This window comes from Serratia sp. HNCC26DJ206, assembly GCF_057180605.1.
The window spans coordinates 1-16,319 of the sequence record NZ_JBXUGP010000024.1; the positions used below are offsets into that span (position 1 = coordinate 1).

The 16,319-nt window shown below is 53.1% G+C and carries 16 protein-coding genes; 14 read left to right on the forward strand and 2 right to left on the reverse strand.

From position 1 onward, the window contains the following. Positions 1–35: 35 nt before the first annotated feature. A complete protein-coding gene (gene rne, locus AC2A1E_RS16415; protein WP_484384632.1) occupies positions 36–3,305 on the reverse strand; it encodes a ribonuclease E in 3,270 nt (1,089 codons plus the stop codon). Positions 3,306–3,860: 555 nt separating this feature from the next. On the opposite strand from rne, the gene rluC reads away from it, so the two are divergent. Then, positions 3,861–4,820, forward strand: a complete 960-nt coding sequence (rluC, locus tag AC2A1E_RS16420; RefSeq protein WP_459398799.1) for a 23S rRNA pseudouridine(955/2504/2580) synthase RluC — start codon at positions 3,861–3,863, stop codon at positions 4,818–4,820. A 2-nt stretch (positions 4,821–4,822) separates the two neighbouring features. Here the strand turns inward: rluC and AC2A1E_RS16425 are convergent, their stop codons facing one another. Continuing rightward, entirely contained in the window at positions 4,823–5,404 is a 582-nt protein-coding gene (locus AC2A1E_RS16425; RefSeq protein ID WP_484384633.1) for a Maf family protein, read from the reverse strand. Between the two features lie 142 nt (positions 5,405–5,546). Here AC2A1E_RS16425 and yceD point away from each other — a divergent pair, with 142 nt between their 5' ends. The 13 genes from yceD to AC2A1E_RS16490 all read left to right on the forward strand — a co-directional run bounded on the left by yceD (position 5,547) and on the right by AC2A1E_RS16490 (position 16,067). Next, the gene (gene yceD / locus AC2A1E_RS16430; protein WP_459398797.1) at positions 5,547–6,068 is read left to right on the forward strand and encodes a 23S rRNA accumulation protein YceD; all 522 of its coding nucleotides are present in this window, start codon (positions 5,547–5,549) and stop codon (positions 6,066–6,068) included. Positions 6,069–6,084: 16 nt separating this feature from the next. Then, positions 6,085–6,252: a 50S ribosomal protein L32 gene (rpmF, locus tag AC2A1E_RS16435; protein ID WP_004943042.1), complete on the forward strand. Its 168-nt coding sequence runs from the start codon at positions 6,085–6,087 to the stop codon at positions 6,250–6,252. 12 nt (positions 6,253–6,264) lie between these two features. After that, entirely contained in the window at positions 6,265–7,299 is a 1,035-nt protein-coding gene (gene plsX, locus AC2A1E_RS16440; protein ID WP_473191141.1) for a phosphate acyltransferase PlsX, read from the forward strand. Positions 7,300–7,305: 6 nt separating this feature from the next. Beyond that, entirely contained in the window at positions 7,306–8,259 is a 954-nt protein-coding gene (locus tag AC2A1E_RS16445) for a beta-ketoacyl-ACP synthase III (RefSeq protein ID WP_484384634.1), read from the forward strand. An 18-nt stretch (positions 8,260–8,277) separates the two neighbouring features. After that, positions 8,278–9,207 (forward strand): ACP S-malonyltransferase, encoded by a 930-nt coding sequence (gene fabD, locus AC2A1E_RS16450; RefSeq protein ID WP_484384635.1) that lies wholly within the window; start codon positions 8,278–8,280, stop codon positions 9,205–9,207. Positions 9,208–9,218: 11 nt separating this feature from the next. Further along, positions 9,219–9,953, forward strand: coding sequence for a 3-oxoacyl-ACP reductase FabG (fabG, locus tag AC2A1E_RS16455; protein ID WP_484384636.1), 735 nt, complete (start codon positions 9,219–9,221; stop codon positions 9,951–9,953). 154 nt (positions 9,954–10,107) lie between these two features. Further along, the gene (gene acpP / locus AC2A1E_RS16460) at positions 10,108–10,344 is read left to right on the forward strand and encodes an acyl carrier protein (RefSeq protein ID WP_004719003.1); all 237 of its coding nucleotides are present in this window, start codon (positions 10,108–10,110) and stop codon (positions 10,342–10,344) included. 81 nt (positions 10,345–10,425) lie between these two features. Continuing rightward, positions 10,426–11,667: a beta-ketoacyl-ACP synthase II gene (gene fabF / locus AC2A1E_RS16465; RefSeq protein WP_484384637.1), complete on the forward strand. Its 1,242-nt coding sequence runs from the start codon at positions 10,426–10,428 to the stop codon at positions 11,665–11,667. A gap of 137 nt (positions 11,668–11,804) precedes the next feature. Next, a complete protein-coding gene (gene pabC, locus AC2A1E_RS16470; protein WP_484384638.1) occupies positions 11,805–12,602 on the forward strand; it encodes an aminodeoxychorismate lyase in 798 nt (265 codons plus the stop codon). 13 nt (positions 12,603–12,615) lie between these two features. Beyond that, complete coding sequence (mltG, locus tag AC2A1E_RS16475) at positions 12,616–13,641, forward strand: endolytic transglycosylase MltG (RefSeq protein ID WP_484384639.1); 1,026 nt, start codon at positions 12,616–12,618, stop codon at positions 13,639–13,641. Then, entirely contained in the window at positions 13,631–14,269 is a 639-nt protein-coding gene (gene tmk / locus AC2A1E_RS16480) for a dTMP kinase (RefSeq protein ID WP_484384640.1), read from the forward strand. Before mltG ends, tmk begins: the two co-directional genes overlap by 11 nt. After that, the gene (gene holB / locus AC2A1E_RS16485) at positions 14,269–15,276 is read left to right on the forward strand and encodes a DNA polymerase III subunit delta' (RefSeq protein WP_484384641.1); all 1,008 of its coding nucleotides are present in this window, start codon (positions 14,269–14,271) and stop codon (positions 15,274–15,276) included. The genes tmk and holB overlap by 1 nt, the downstream gene beginning before the upstream one ends. Before the next feature lie 14 nt (positions 15,277–15,290). Further along, a complete protein-coding gene (locus AC2A1E_RS16490) occupies positions 15,291–16,067 on the forward strand; it encodes a metal-dependent hydrolase (protein WP_484384642.1) in 777 nt (258 codons plus the stop codon). The last annotated feature ends 252 nt before the right edge of the window (positions 16,068–16,319 follow it).

The following is a 16,319-nucleotide window of genomic DNA, read 5'->3' on the forward strand; positions in this document are numbered from 1 at the left end:
AGAAGAGGCGGGTTTCTAACAGAGCAGTATGTTACTTAGTCGTTAACTGGCTGCGGTTTAGTGGCTGGCGCAGTGGCTTGATTGGCCGCTGCATGAGCACCAGCAGAACCTTTGCCTTCAAAATTGAAGGAAGGGCGCTGCCATTCACTTTGCTTAGGTGCTTCTGGCTCGTAGCTTGGAGCCGGTGCCTTGGTCATCGGAGCGGTAGCAATATGCTTATAGAGCACATCCGGCACGTCCTGAACAGGTGAAGACGGTGCTTGTTCAACAACTTGCTGTTGCTGCACAGGAGCAGAAACCGTTTCCTGTACCACTTCTTGAACCGCTTCGGTTTCAACTTCCGGCTGTGCTGCTATTTCCTGTTCAGGAACGGCTGCGAACGCTGGAGCTTCGACTTCTGCTGGCACATCAACTACAAGGCTAATGAATGTTTCAGCCACAGTTTCAACCGGAGCTTCTACAGGTTGTACAACATCTTCGGCCGCTGGGCTGCTGATGGTAGCCTGACTGACTTCGGTTTGTGGTTCTGCGTATTCTACAACAGGTTGAGTTTCAACCACTTGCTGCTCCTGCACGGCTTGTGCAATAACCGGAGCAGCAATGCTGGCGACAGCGACGACTTCAGTTGTGATATCAGCAGCAGATTCCACCTGAACTTCAGTTGGCTCAGCCAGTTGCGTCACTTGAGTGACAGGGTAACTTACCCATACCTTGCCTGACGCCATTTCTGGTGATGCAAAAGCACCGGCCAATGGCATTGGAGAATGGTTAGGATAACGCTCGTCACGATAACGACGACGACGCTGACCGCTAACGCGCAGGTGTCGCGGTGAGCGGCGTGAGCGGCGTGGCATGCCGTTTTCACCGTTATTACGGCTGTCTGCCTGTGCATTATCTTCAGAATGAACAGCAACGGTTTCAGGCAGCAGTTTCACGTTTTCTGCCGCTACGACAACCTGAGGCACTTCAGCTCTCACTGGGAGCGCTTTGGGTGCCAGCAGTTCTTCTGCTGCACGATGCAGTTCCTCTTCCGCAGACAGTACGCGAACTTTCTGCGACAGCGGACGACGCTGACGGCGCTGCATTGGCTGCTGGTGACGCTCTTCCTGATCTTCGTCGTTGCTGACCACTTCGCTATCAACGGTTTCCAGCACTTTGACGTCTTGCGGAGCCTGGCGTTTTTCTTCCTGGCGGCGGCGTTGACGTTCGGAGCGCTGTTCACGGCGTTGCTGTTGCTCATCACGCTGTGCTTTAGCGGCTTCTTCAGTCTGGACTTCATCGGTAACAACAACAGGTGCCGTTTGTTGTGCATTGCGGCGGTTATTACGACGCTGATCGTCACGGCCTTCACGTGGTTCGCGGTTTTCGCGCGGTTCACGGTTATCACGCTCGCGATTGTCACGGCTCTCGCCACGCTCTTTACGATCCCCACGCTCGCCACGTTCTTTATTACGGGCAGTACCCTGACGGCGTTGACCACGACGATCTTGACGGCGGTTGTCACTGTTTTCTGTCTGAACAACTTCTGCCGGTTGGGCTTCGGTTTTCGGCTCTTCTTCGCTGGCGAAGAAAGATTTCAGGCCACCGAACAGACGGCTTAACAGACCAGGCTTGGTTTCCACTGCGACTGGTGCTGCCGGTTTGACGGCGGCTACAGGTTTGGCAACAGCAGGTTCTTCGTCCGGCGGTGGAGCATCAGCACCCAAGGAGAAGGAAGCCAAAGCCGGTTGTTCAGGACGCTTGCGCTCAATTGGCGCATCTTCCTGTGGCTGAGCCATTTCTTCTTCATGCAGTTTCGGCAGTAGGTAGCTGAGGGTAGGGGTTTCTTCGCCCTTGCGCACGCGCAGTACCGAATAATGCGGAGTTTGCATTTGATCGTTAGGCACGATGATCGCTTTCACGCCACCCTGACGTTTTTCGATCGCACTGACAGATTCACGCTTCTCGTTCAGCAGGTAAGAAGCCACCTGAACGGGAACGATGGCATGAACTTCTTTGGTGTTCTCTTTCAGCGCTTCTTCTTCGATCAAACGCAGAATCGACAACGCCAGCGATTCGTTATCACGAATGGTACCCGTGCCGCTACAGCGTGGGCAGACGTGATGGCTGGATTCACCCAGGGATGGGCTGAGGCGTTGACGCGACATTTCCAGCAGGCCGAAACGCGAGATTCTGCCAATCTGGATACGGGCACGATCCTGACGGACCGCATCGCGCAGACGGTTTTCCACTTCACGCTGATGTCGCACTGGCGTCATGTCGATAAAGTCGATAACGATCAGGCCACCTAAGTCACGTAGGCGCAACTGGCGGGCGATTTCGTCTGCGGCTTCCAGGTTGGTATTAAACGCGGTTTCTTCGATATCTCCGCCGCGGGTTGCACGCGCGGAGTTGATATCGATAGCGGTCAAGGCTTCGGTGGTGTCGATAACAATGGAACCACCAGAAGGCAGACGCACTTCACGTTGGAATGCAGATTCGATCTGCGATTCGATTTGATAATGGCTGAACAGCGGGATTTCACCACTGTACAACTTGATTTTGCTGCTGAAATCCGGGCGGCCCAGGGCTGCGATATGCTCTTTGGCCAGATCGAGAACTTTCGGGTTGTCGATCAGGATTTCACCGATGTCAGGGCGCAGATAATCGCGGAAGGCACGTACGATAACGTTACTTTCCTGATGGATCAGGAATGGCGCAGGGCGACCTTCGGCGGCTTTTTTAATCGCTTCCCAATGCTTCAAGCGGAAAGAGAGGTCCCATTGCAGCGCATCGGCAGACTTACCCACGCCTGCGGTACGGACAATCAGGCCCATGCCATCTGGCAATTGCAGGGAAGAAAGGGCTTCTTTCAGTTCGGTACGGTCGTCACCTTCGATGCGGCGGGAAATTCCCCCGGCACGCGGGTTGTTCGGCATCAGTACCAAATAACTACCGGCCAGACTGATAAAGGTGGTTAATGCCGCGCCTTTGTTACCGCGCTCTTCTTTATCAACCTGAACGATAACTTCCTGGCCTTCGCGCAGCACATCTTTGATGTTCGGGCGACCATGGGAAGAGTAATTGCTGGGGAAATATTCGCGAGCGATTTCTTTCAGGGGGAGGAAACCATGTCGTTCTGCGCCGTAATCTACAAACGCTGCTTCAAGACTGGGTTCGATTCGAGTGATTTTGCCTTTGTAAATATTCGCTTTTTTCTGTTCATGGCCTGGACTTTCAATATCCAGATCATACAGCCGCTGTCCATCTACAAGGGCAACACGCAACTCTTCCTGCTGAGTTGCGTTAATCAACATTCTTTTCATCTTAACTTACTCGTTATTTTTACATTATCGACAAAGCTGCGGGCAAAATAACCTCATGGCCGGGTTAAAAACCGAAAACCCCGTGTCTTCTCGCAAAGCCGTCAACCTCACGGTTGTCGCCTGCATAGGGGCGCATTATCTCGGTAAGCCTGTATTTCTTTGTGAAAACAGCGCTTTTTGACTCAGGGAATAGCCTCTGATTTACGTCGACAGAGCTGATTCCATTTGCCGGCCAAGCTGCAACCCGCAGCCCGCTAATTGTTTGATTTCACATTACGTCTTACGCCATTGCTGCGTTTTTGTGCTACCAGACAAACTGTATAATTCCACACTTCTCCCTGTTTTAACGGGAATCAGCACGGAAAGTCACTTCATTATTCCATTGCTGACACCGTTATAGCAAGGTGACTTTTCCTTAACTGCGGAAGAAATCGCAAACGTTCAAACCGGCTTGCTGCCTTATTGTTCGCTGTAATTTCTCTTGCAGTCAGAATGACAGTTAAGCACATAAAAAGAGGTGGCGCTATTTACTCGCTCTATTTAGAATCCCGCCTCATGAAAACGAACATTCCCGCAGTACAATTAATCACGATTTCTGACGATGAAGCCGGTCAAAGAATCGACAACTTTTTGCTGGCCCGTCTTAAAGGCGTACCTAAGAGCATGATTTATCGCATCGTGCGTAAGGGTGAGGTGCGGGTAAATAAAGGTCGCATCAAAGCCGAATATAAACTGGCGGCTGGTGATGTGGTGCGCATTCCACCAGTGCGCGTGGCTGAACGTGAGGACGCACCGGTATCCGTCAAACTGGATAAAGTGGCGGCGTTAGCCGATTGCATCCTTTATGAGGACGATCATCTGTTGCTGCTGAACAAACCTTCAGGGACTGCGGTACACGGCGGCAGCGGCCTGAGTTTTGGCGTGATCGAAGGGCTGCGCGCGTTGCGGCCTGAGGCACGATTTCTGGAGTTGGTACACCGTCTGGACCGTGATACCTCTGGCGTGCTGATGATCGCCAAGAAGCGTTCCGCGCTGCGTTCATTGCATGAGCAATTGCGCCTTAAAGGGATGCAGAAAGATTATCTGGCCTTGGTGCGTGGTCAGTGGCAATCGCACTGTAAGGTGGTTCAGGCACCGTTATTGAAAAACATCCTGCAAAGTGGGGAGCGTATCGTACGCGTCAGCAGCGAAGGCAAACCCTCGGAAACCCGTTTTAAGGTGGAAGAGCGCTTCGAGCATGCCACGCTGGTGAAAGCCAGCCCGATCACCGGGCGGACTCATCAGATCCGCGTACATACCTTGCACGCTGGGCATCCTATCGCTTTTGACGATCGCTATGGTGACCGTGAGTTTGATCGTCAACTGGCGGGCAGCGGGCTAAAGCGTCTGTTCCTGCATGCGGCGGCATTACGCTTTGAACACCCGGCCACCGGCGAAACGATGCGTATCGAAGCGCCAATGGACGATGAGTTGCGGCATTGCCTACAGGTTTTGCGCAAGCAAACCGCAAAATAGCCTTATGCCAGCGGGTTGATCCCTTCAGCCCGCAACATTTCCAGCAGTGCGATCAGCGGTAAACCAATCAACGTATTCGGATCGCGCCCTTCAAGCCGTTCAAACAGGGCAATACCCAAGCCTTCACTTTTGAAACTGCCAGCACAGTTGAGTGGTTGCTCCAGGTGCACGTAGGCTGCGATCTCGGCATCGGTTAGCGGTCGAAAATGGACATGATAGGGTTCACACAGCGCCTGCATATGCTGGCTACGGCTATTATAAAGTGCCAGTCCAGTATAAAAGGTGACTTTTTGGCCGCTGGCTTGGCGCAGTTGCTCGCGGGCATTCTCCTCGGTGTGCGGCTTGCCGGTGATATGACCGTCGATGACACAGACTTGGTCGGAGCCGATAATCAGATGATCAGGATAAGCAATGGCAAGTGCCTGAGCCTTGGCAGTTGCAAGCCGCAATACCAGAGCTTCGGCACTTTCACCAGCCAATGGCGTTTCATCCACTTGCGGTGCTGCACAAATAAAAGGCAGCTGTAATTTTTCCAGCAGCATTTTGCGGTAGGTCGATGTTGAGGCAAGTAATATTCTTTGCATATATTTTTTTCGCAAACCGTAGCGTTAATAAGGCAGCCATTTTAAACTGTCGGCCGCTGTGGAAGCGAATATTGGTGAAAGGTGCCGTTTTACGGCCTTTTTCTTTGACTCTATGTCGTTACAAAGTTAATATGCGCGCCCTATGCAAAAGGTAAAATTACCCTTGACCATTGATGCGGTACGTACCGCTCAGAAACGCCTGGACTATGTTGGTGTCTATGGTTCTGAGCAGGTTACACGTGTTGCCGACTCCGTGGTCAGTGTGGACAGTGATGTCGAGGTTTCGTTGTCGTTTGATATCGACAATCAGCGCCTCGCGGTGATAACAGGGCAGGCAGATGTTGCGGTAACGCTAATGTGTCAACGCTGTAACGTCCCGTTCGAGCATCATGTTCACACAACATATTGTTTTAGCCCGGTCGTCAATGATGAGCAGGCTGAGGCATTACCGGAAGCGTACGAACCGATCGAAGTTGACGAGTTTGGCGAAGTCGATCTGTTGGCAATGATTGAAGATGAAATTATTCTCTCGCTGCCTGTCGTTCCGGTACATGAATCTGAACACTGTGAAGTGTCCGAAGCGGACATGGTGTTTGGCAAACTGCCTCCAGAGGCGGAGAAACCAAACCCATTTGCCGTATTAGCCAGTTTAAAGCGTAAGTAATTGAGGAGTAAGGTCCATGGCCGTACAACAGAATAAACCAACCCGTTCCAAACGTGGCATGCGTCGTTCACACGATGCGCTGACCACCACCACCTTGTCTGTAGATGCGACTTCTGGTGAAACTCATCGTCGTCACCACATCACTGCCGACGGTTTCTACCGCGGTCGCAAGGTTATCGGCTAAGTCAGCGATACTTTGAATCGTCTAACCCTGGCGTTAGATGCTATGGGCGGGGATTTCGGTCCCTGCGTCACAGTGCCTGCTTCATTGCAGGCACTGGCCTCTAATTTACAGCTTCATCTCCTGCTCGTCGGCGATCCCGACATCATCTCTCCTTTACTTGCCAAAGCCGATCCGCTTCTGCTGGAACGCTTGCAAGTTGTGCCCGCCGAGTTTGTTATTGCTGGCGATGCCAAACCTTCACAAGCGATCCGCGCCAGTCGTGGGACTTCCATGCGTATTGCGCTGGAACTGATTAAAAGTGGTGAAGCGCAGGCCTGTGTCAGTGCGGGTAATACCGGTGCCTTGATGGGGCTGGCCAAATTGCTGATAAAGCCGCTGGACGGCATTGAGCGCCCGGCCCTGATGACGGTGCTACCGAATCAGCGGCGCAGTAAGACCGTGGTGCTGGATCTGGGGGCCAACGTGGAGTGCGACAGCACCATGCTGGTGCAATTTGCGGTGATGGGGGCGGTGATGGCGGAAGAAGTGTTGGGCATTGCGCAGCCCCGTGTGGCGCTGCTCAACATTGGTGAAGAAGAGACCAAAGGCCTGGATAATATCCGCGAAGCTGCGGCCGTGCTAAAAAATACTCCGGCAATCAACTATATTGGTTACCTGGAGGGAAACGATCTGCTCACCGGTAAAACCGATGTCATGGTCTGCGACGGCTTTGTGGGTAACGTCACCCTGAAAACCATGGAAGGTGTGATAAGGATGTTCTTATCGCTGCTGAAGTCATCCTCAGAGGGTGGCAAGCAGGCATGGTGGTTGAAGTTGTTGGGCCGATGGTTGCAAAAAAGGGTGGCAAAGCGTTTCGGTCATCTGAACCCCGACCAGTATAATGGTGCATGTCTGTTAGGATTGCGGAGCACCGTAATCAAAAGCCACGGCGCGGCGAACCAAAGCGCGTTCGCGGTCGCTATCGAACAGGCTGTGCAGGCGGTGCAGCGGCAAGTTCCTGACAGAATTGCTGCGCGCCTTGAAGCTGTATTACCCAAGAGTGACTGATCGTACATGTATACAAAGATTCTCGGTACGGGGAGTTATTTACCCGTACAAGTGCGCACCAACGCTGACTTAGAAAAAATGGTGGATACCTCTGACGAGTGGATCGTCACGCGTACCGGTATCCGTGAGCGTCGTATTGCTGCTGCCGATGAAACCGTGGCAACCATGAGCTTCCAGGCCGCGACCCGCGCCATGGAAATGGCAGGTGTGGCTAAAGAAGATATCGGCTTGATCGTGGTGGCAACCACCACGTCGAGCCATGCGTTCCCAAGCTCTGCCTGCCAGTTGCAGCAGATGTTGGGTATTGTGGATTGTGCGGCTTTCGATATTGCTGCGGCCTGCGCCGGTTTTACCTATGCCTTGAGCGTGGCCGATCAGTATGTGAAAAATGGCGCGGTGAAACATGCGTTGGTGATCGGTTCAGACGTACTGTCACGCACGCTGGATCCTGAAGATCGCGGCACTATCATCCTGTTTGGTGATGGTGCGGGCGCGGTAGTGCTGGGCGCATCCGAAGAGCCGGGGATTATCTCAACGCATCTGCATGCCGATGGCCGTTACGGCAATCTTCTGGCTCTGCCTAACAAAGATCGTCAGAACCCGGATCAACCGGCCTATGTCACCATGGCAGGTAACGAAGTTTTCAAAGTGGCAGTGACTGAACTGGCACATATTGTTGATGAAACGCTGAAAGCCAATGATTTGGATCGCAGCGAGTTGGATTGGCTGGTACCGCATCAGGCCAACCTGCGTATCATCAGCGCAACAGCGAAAAAATTGGGTATGGGGATGGATAAAGTGGTGGTGACGCTCGATCGTCATGGTAACACCTCTGCTGCCTCCGTACCGTCGGCGCTTGATGAGGCCGTGCGCGATGGGCGTATCCAGCGTGGTCAGTTGGTGTTGCTGGAAGCGTTTGGCGGCGGCTTTACCTGGGGTTCGGCGCTGGTTCGTTTTTGATTTAACAGGAAGATAAAAATGACGCAATTTGCTTTTGTTTTTCCAGGTCAAGGATCACAAACCGTTGGCATGTTGGCCGATTTGGCCGCACAGTTTCCGATCGTGGAACAGACTTTTAGCGAAGCTTCTTCGGCTTTGGGTTACGACCTGTGGCAACTGGTGCAGCAAGGTCCGGTAGAAGAACTGAACAAAACCTGGCAGACCCAGCCAGCACTGCTGGCGGCATCGGTGGCGGTTTTTCGCGTCTGGCAGCAGCAGGGCGGTAAAACCCCAGCCATGATGGCGGGCCACAGCCTGGGTGAATACTCAGCGCTGGTGTGTGCGGGCGTGCTGGAGTTTGCTGCGGCAATCCGTTTGGTAGAGCTGCGCGGTAAACTGATGCAGGAAGCCGTACCGGAAGGTACCGGTGCCATGTACGCGATTATCGGTCTGGACAACGAAGCCATTGCCAAAGCTTGTGAAGAATCTGCCCGAGGGCAGGTGGTTTCGCCGGTAAACTTCAATTCGCCGGGGCAAGTGGTTATTGCAGGCAATAAAGATGCGGTTGAACGCGCGGGGGCTGCCTGTAAGGCTGCTGGCGCCAAGCGTGCGCTGCCATTACCGGTGAGCGTTCCTTCGCATTGCGCATTGATGAAACCTGCTGCCGATAAACTGGCGGTAGCGTTGCAGGACGTGACATTCAGTGCGCCGCAGGTGCCGGTGGTCAATAACGTTGATGTCCGTGCTGAAACTTCGCCAGAAGCTATTCGCAGCGCGTTGGTGCGCCAGTTGTACAGCCCGGTGCGCTGGACTGAAAGCGTGGAGTTTATGGCAGCAGAAGGCGTGACATCACTGCTGGAGATCGGCCCAGGGAAAGTTCTGACCGGTCTGGCCAAACGTATTGTTGATACCCTGACGGCTGCGGCGGTCAATGACACCGCCACTTTGTCAGCGGCGCTTGAACAATAAAGAGGAAAACAATGAGCTTCGAAGGAAAAGTTGTTCTGGTCACCGGTGCAAGCCGTGGTATTGGCCGAGCTATTGCAGAGTCATTTGTTGCACGCGGTGCTAAAGTGATCGGTACGGCCACCAGTGAAAGCGGTGCGCAGGCGATCGGTCAGTATCTGGGTGATAACGGTAAAGGGTTCATGTTGGACGTTGTTGATGCTCAATCTATCGACAGCGTACTGAAATCGATTCGTGAAGCATTTGGCGAAATCGACATTTTAGTGAATAATGCCGGCATTACGCGTGATAACCTGCTGATGCGAATGAAGGATGATGAGTGGCAGGATATCCTGGACACTAATCTGACCTCGGTATTCCGTCTGTCAAAAGCGGTAATGCGAGCTATGATGAAAAAGCGGTTTGGCCGTATCATCACCATAGGTTCTGTTGTAGGTACCATGGGTAATGCAGGGCAGGCAAACTACGCGGCGGCTAAAGCCGGTCTAATAGGTTTTAGTAAGTCTTTGGCACGTGAAGTTGCTTCACGTGGCATTACGGTCAACGTCGTGGCACCTGGCTTTATTGAGACGGATATGACACGGGCGTTGACAGAAGATCAACGCGCAGGCATTTTAGCCCAGGTTCCGGCTAGCCGGCTTGGGGACGTTAAAGAAATTGCCAGCGCTGTTGCATTTTTAGCCTCTGATGAGGCTGGCTACATCACCGGTGAAACGTTACATGTCAATGGCGGCATGTACATGATTTAAAAAATGTGAAAACCATTTGCGTTATTTGCGGCAAAAACCGCAAAATAGCGTAAAATCGTGGTTTGACCAGCCGGGATTTAGTTGCATCTTTTTCAACATTTTATACACTACGAAAACCATCGCGAAAGCGAGTTTTGATAGGAAATTTAAGAGTATGAGCACTATCGAAGAACGCGTTAAGAAAATCATTGTTGAGCAACTGGGTGTTAAACAGGAAGAAGTTTTAAATAACGCTTCTTTCGTTGAAGATTTGGGCGCTGATTCTCTTGACACCGTTGAGCTGGTAATGGCTCTGGAAGAAGAATTCGACACCGAAATTCCAGACGAAGAAGCTGAGAAAATCACTACTGTTCAGGCAGCTATTGATTTTATCAACGCTAGCCAGCAGTAAGCGAACATATCTAGGCGGTCACTCGACCGCCTAAGTTTTTTCTATCCCTAGTGTCATATTTTCCCTCCTTGGAGGACAAACGTGTCTAAGCGTCGAGTAGTTGTGACCGGACTGGGCATGTTGTCTCCTGTCGGCAATACGGTAGAGTCCACATGGAACGCTCTTCTTGCCGGTCAGAGTGGCATCAGCCTGATCGACCATTTCGATACTACTGCCTATGCAACCCGTTTTGCTGGCTTGGTAAAGAATTTTAATTCTGAAGATTTCATCTCGCGCAAAGATGCGCGCAAGATGGACGCCTTCATTCAGTACGGCATCGCCGCCGGCATGCAAGCCATGCAGGATGCGGGGCTGGAAATTAACGAGGCCAACGCTAGCCGCATTGGTGCCGCTATTGGCTCCGGTATTGGTGGCTTGGGTTTGATCGAAGAGAACCACAGTTCACTGGTTAATGGTGGCCCACGGAAAATCAGCCCGTTCTTTGTGCCTTCGACCATTGTGAACATGATTGCGGGTCATCTGACTATCATGTACGGCATGCGTGGCCCAAGTATCTCTATTGCCACCGCTTGTACTTCAGGTGTCCATAACATCGGCCATGCCGCGCGGATCATTGCTTACAATGATGCTGATGTGATGCTGGCCGGTGGTGCAGAGAAAGCCAGCACCCCGTTGGGCGTGGGGGGCTTTGGTGCTGCTCGTGCGCTCTCTACCCGCAACGATAACCCGCAGGCGGCGAGCCGCCCTTGGGATCGAGACCGTGATGGTTTCGTGCTGGGTGACGGTGCGGGCATGATGGTGCTGGAAGAATACGAGCACGCGAAAAAACGCGGTGCGAAGATTTACGCAGAAGTTGTCGGCTTTGGTATGAGCAGCGATGCTTACCATATGACGTCACCACCAGAAAACGGTGCAGGCGCCGCGTTGGCAATGGAAAATGCGCTGCTTGATGCAGGTATAACCGCGTCACAAATTGGCTATATCAACGCGCATGGCACCTCGACGCCGGCCGGTGATAAAGCCGAAGCTCAGGCGGTGAAATCCGTGTTTGGCAGCAATGCTAAAAGCGTGATGGTCAGTTCCACCAAATCGATGACCGGCCATCTGTTGGGTGCTGCAGGTGCGATTGAGTCAATCTTTACCGTGCTGGCATTGCGCGATCAGGCCGTGCCGCCAACCATCAATCTGGATAATCCGGATGAAGGTTGCGATCTGGATTTTGTTCCGCACGAAGCACGCCAGACGAAAGAGATGGAGTATACCCTGTGTAACTCCTTCGGTTTTGGTGGTACTAACGGCTCGCTGATTTTCCGTCGCGTGTAGTTAAGCTCATCAGCAATTGATAAAAGCCCGGTTCATTTTGGATCGGGCTTTTTTTATGTGCCCGGCAGTAGTGCCTCTGCTGCTATCGTTTTATGCGGCTGTTATGCTGTGGTGAAGCCTATAGGGAGGGGGAACATATGTACTGGATCAACGGACAACAGCATGATGCCTTGGCACCCAGCGATCGCGGTTTGCAGTTTGGTGATGGCTGTTTCACTACGGCGAGAGTTGTGGCAGGGAAAATCGATCTTTTGCCCTGGCACATTGACCGGATGCAGCAGGCGGCGCAACGTTTGCTGTTGCCTGCCGTTGACTGGCTGGCGTTTGAACGTGAAATGGTGCATGCGGCAGAATCTATCCCATTGGGCGTGGTCAAAGCGGTATTGACGCGTGGCAGCGGCGGGCGGGGTTACAGTCCGCACGGCTGCGAACATCCCACTCGTATTATTTCACGCAGCACTTACCCCCAGCATTATCTGCAATGGCGCGAGCAGGGGATCCGTTTGGCGTTAAGCCCGATCCCGTTGGCTCGCAGCCCGTTACTGGCCGGGTTGAAACACCTTAACCGCCTGGAGCAGGTGTTGATTCGCGCGCATCTTGACCAGACTGATGCCCACGAGGCGCTGGTGCTTGACACTACCGGTATGCTGGTGGAATGCTGTGCGGCTAATTTATTCTGGCGTAAAGGGAAAACGGTCTTTACGCCGAATCTGGATCAGGCGGGCGTTGCCGGGTTGATGCGCCGACGGGTGATTGAGTTACTGACAGGCAGTGAATATCAACTGCACCTGGTCAGTGAACCGCTGGAAACGCTGGCCGATGCTGATGAGGTCTTGGTGAGCAATGCGTTGATGCCATTGCTGCCAGTGAATGAAGCACAGTCATGGTGCTATCACTCGCGCCAGCTGTATGACTTTTTGCGTCCACATTGTTAATGATGGCTGATTGATGAAGAGAAAAAAGCTCAAAATTGCGTTGCTGGTTCTTGTCCTGATTGTGGCTCTGCCGTTTTGGGGGCACCAGAGAGTTGAACGCTTCGCTGACATGCCGCTGGCGATCCAGCAGGAAACCCTCTTCAAGCTGCCCGCTGGTACCGGACGCGTGGCGCTGGAAGGGCTATTGGTGCGCGATAAACTGATCCACAACGGCAGATGGTTCCCTTGGTTGCTGCGGCTGGAACCAGAATTGGCCATGTTCAAAGCGGGTACTTATCGTTTCACGCCGGGGATGACGGTGCGTGAAATGCTGAAACTGCTGGCGAGTGGTAAAGAGGCGCAATTCAGCGCGCGCTTTATCGAAGGCTCGCGCCTGCGTGACGGGTTGCAAGTGTTGCAGCAAGCCAAATATGTCAAACACACCCTAGCGGGTAAAAGTGAGGCTGAGATTGCGCTGGTGCTGGGGCTACCCGCCGGTAGCAGTCTCGAAGGGCGCTTGTATCCTGATACTTATCTTTATACCGCTGGAACCAGCGATCTGGCGCTATTGAAACGTTCACATCTGCGCCTGAACAAGGCGTTGCAGGAGATTTGGGATTCGAGAGACACCACTCTGCCGTATAAAACGCCGGATGAGTTGTTGATCATGGCCTCAATCGTTGAGAAAGAGACCGCCATAGCGGAAGAGCGTACCAAGGTGGCTTCGGTGTTCGTCAACCGCTTACGCCTGGGGATGCGTTTACAGACTGATCCAACGGTGATCTACGGCATGGGTGACAGCTATACTGGCAACATCAGCCGTAAAGATCTGGAAACTCCAACGCCCTATAACACTTATGTGATCGGTGGCTTGCCGCCAACGCCGATTGCGATGCCGAGCCGGGCTTCATTAGAGGCAGCAGCCAATCCAGAAAAAACGGCTTATCTCTATTTTGTTGCCGACGGTAAGGGCGGGCATACGTTTACCACCAATCTGACCAGCCACAATGAGGCGGTGCGCACTTATCGCCAGGTGTTAAAGGAAAAGAATGAAAAGTAAATTTGTGGTTATCGAAGGGCTGGAAGGCGCAGGCAAGACTACCGCGCGCAACACTATCGTCAGCGTGCTGAACGAGCAGGGGATCACCGATATCGTTTTTACCCGTGAGCCCGGTGGCACGCCATTGGCAGAAAAACTCCGCGACTTGTTCAAGCGCGGGACTGACGGCGAATTGCCGACCATCAAAGCAGAAGTGCTGATGCTGTATGCCGCCCGTGTCCAGTTAGTTGAAACCGTGATCAAACCCGCGTTAGCACGCGGTGCCTGGGTGGTAGGCGATCGCCACGATCTCTCTTCACAAGCCTATCAGGGCGGTGGAAGAGGGGTCGATCCGCAGTTGATGGCGTCACTGCGCGATACCGTACTGGGCGATTTTCGCCCTGACTTGACTATCTATCTCGATCTGCCACCGCTGGTTGGGCTGCAACGGGCGCGGGCGCGTGGTGAGTTGGACCGTATTGAACAGGAAGCGTTGCCGTTCTTCGAACGCACCCGCGAGCGCTATCTGCAACTGGCTGCACAAGACAGCGCCATTGTGACCGTGGATGCAGCCCAACCACTGGATCAGGTGACCGCCGATATTCGCCGAGTGGTAGCGCAGTGGCTGCAACAGCAGGAAGGGGCGTAATGAACTGGTATCCGTGGCTTAACGGACCTTATCGCCAGTTGGTGGGGCAATATGCGGCTGGTCGCGGCCATCATGCCTTGCTTGTGCATGCCGCACCGGGCAACGGTGATGAGGCGTTACTTTACGCATTAAGCCGCTGGCTGATCTGCCAGCAGCGCAATGGCGAAAAAAGCTGCGGGGAATGCCATAGCTGCCGGTTGATGCTAGCGGGGAACCACCCGGATTACCACGTGCTGGCGCCGGAAAAAGGCAAAAGCAGCTTGGGCATTGAACCTATTCGCCAAGTGATCGAGATCCTCTACTCCCACGCGCAGCAGGGCGGTGCGAAGGTGGTTTGGCTGCCGCAGGCTGAACTGCTGACCGAGGCCGCGGCCAATGCGTTACTGAAAACGCTGGAAGAGCCGCCAACCAACACTTTCTTCTTACTGGCCTGCCGTGAACCTTCGCGCCTGCTGGCTACGCTACGCAGCCGCTGTTTTTATTGGCATCTGGCGAGCCCTGATGAAGCCCTTAGTCTGCAATGGTTAAACCGTCAGGCCCCGGGTAATCAGAGCGATCGTCTTACTGCATTGCGGCTGCATGACGGTGCGCCGATTGCTGCCGAACAGTTACTGCAACCACAGTACTGGCAGCAGCGTACGGCGCTGTGTACGGCGCTGAATACTGCCTTGCCGCAGCGCGATATGCTGGCGCTACTCCCGGTTCTTAATCATGACGACGTCGCTGAACGGTTGCACTGGCTGTGCACTTTGTTGGTAGACGCAATGAAGTGGCAACAGGGGGCGGTGGGTTATGTGTTGAATCAGGATCAGCAACCGTTGGTACAGCAACTGGCCAGCCGCCTGAGCAGCACTTCATTGCAGCAGATCGTGCAACAGTGGTTGCATTGCCGCCAACAATTGCTCAACGTTATTGGTGTTAACCGCGAGCTATTGCTCACCGAACAGTTACTTAGCTGGGAGCAGATGTTAGGCTCCGCTGGCTATTCACAACCCCACTCGCTGTAAAAGAGTTTATTACTATGTTGTTAGTTGATTCGCATTGCCATCTTGATAGCCTGGATTTTGATGCATTGCATCAGAATGTTGATGATGCCTTGGCAAAGGCCAAAGCGCGGGATGTAGGCTACGTGCTGGCGGTAGCTACCACGCTGCCGGGTTACCAAGCCATGACACAATTGATCGGCTCGCGTGCCGATGTGGCCTTCTCCTGCGGCGTTCACCCGTTGAACCTGGAAGATGGCTACGATTACGCTGAACTGCGCCGCTTGGCGGCGGCAGAGCAGGTGGTGGCGTTAGGGGAAACCGGGCTGGATTATTTCTACCAGAAAGACAATATCCCGCTGCAGCAGGCTTCTTTCCGTGAGCATATCCGTATTGGCCGCGAACTAAGCAAGCCGGTAATTGTGCATACCCGCGATGCTCGCGAAGACACATTAGCTATTCTACGTGAAGAGAATGCACAGGAATGTGGTGGGGTGCTGCACTGCTTCACCGAAGATTTACCCACGGCTCAGGCATTGCTGGATCTGGGTTTCTACATCTCTTTTTCCGGCATTGTCACCTTCCGCAATGCGGAGTCATTGCGTGAGGTGGCGCGCTATGTGCCGCTGGATCGCATGCTGGTGGAAACCGACTCTCCCTACCTTGCGCCAGTGCCACACCGGGGCAAAGAAAACCAACCTGCCTATGTACGTGATGTTGCTGAATATCTTGCCGTATTAAAAGGCGTAAGCCTGGAAACGCTGGCAGAAGCGACCACCGCCAATTTTTCACGCTTATTTCATATCAAATTGTGATCTTTCGCCTAGGCTTAGGGTGCAGTTGATAGGAACGCAATTCTTTTTAAGCTCGTAATTAATCGCCGAAACGGGTAATGTTCCCACCCGTTTTATGGCGGTAGTGGGTCTCTTTTTCATCGAAAAAGACAAAAAGTAGGCGATTTAGACAGAGGCCTACGGTCTTATTCATTGAAACGTGACTGCCATCAAACATTACTCGGGGTATTTATTTTACTCTGCGTAAAAATTCAAGGGGTGCTCAGACACCCT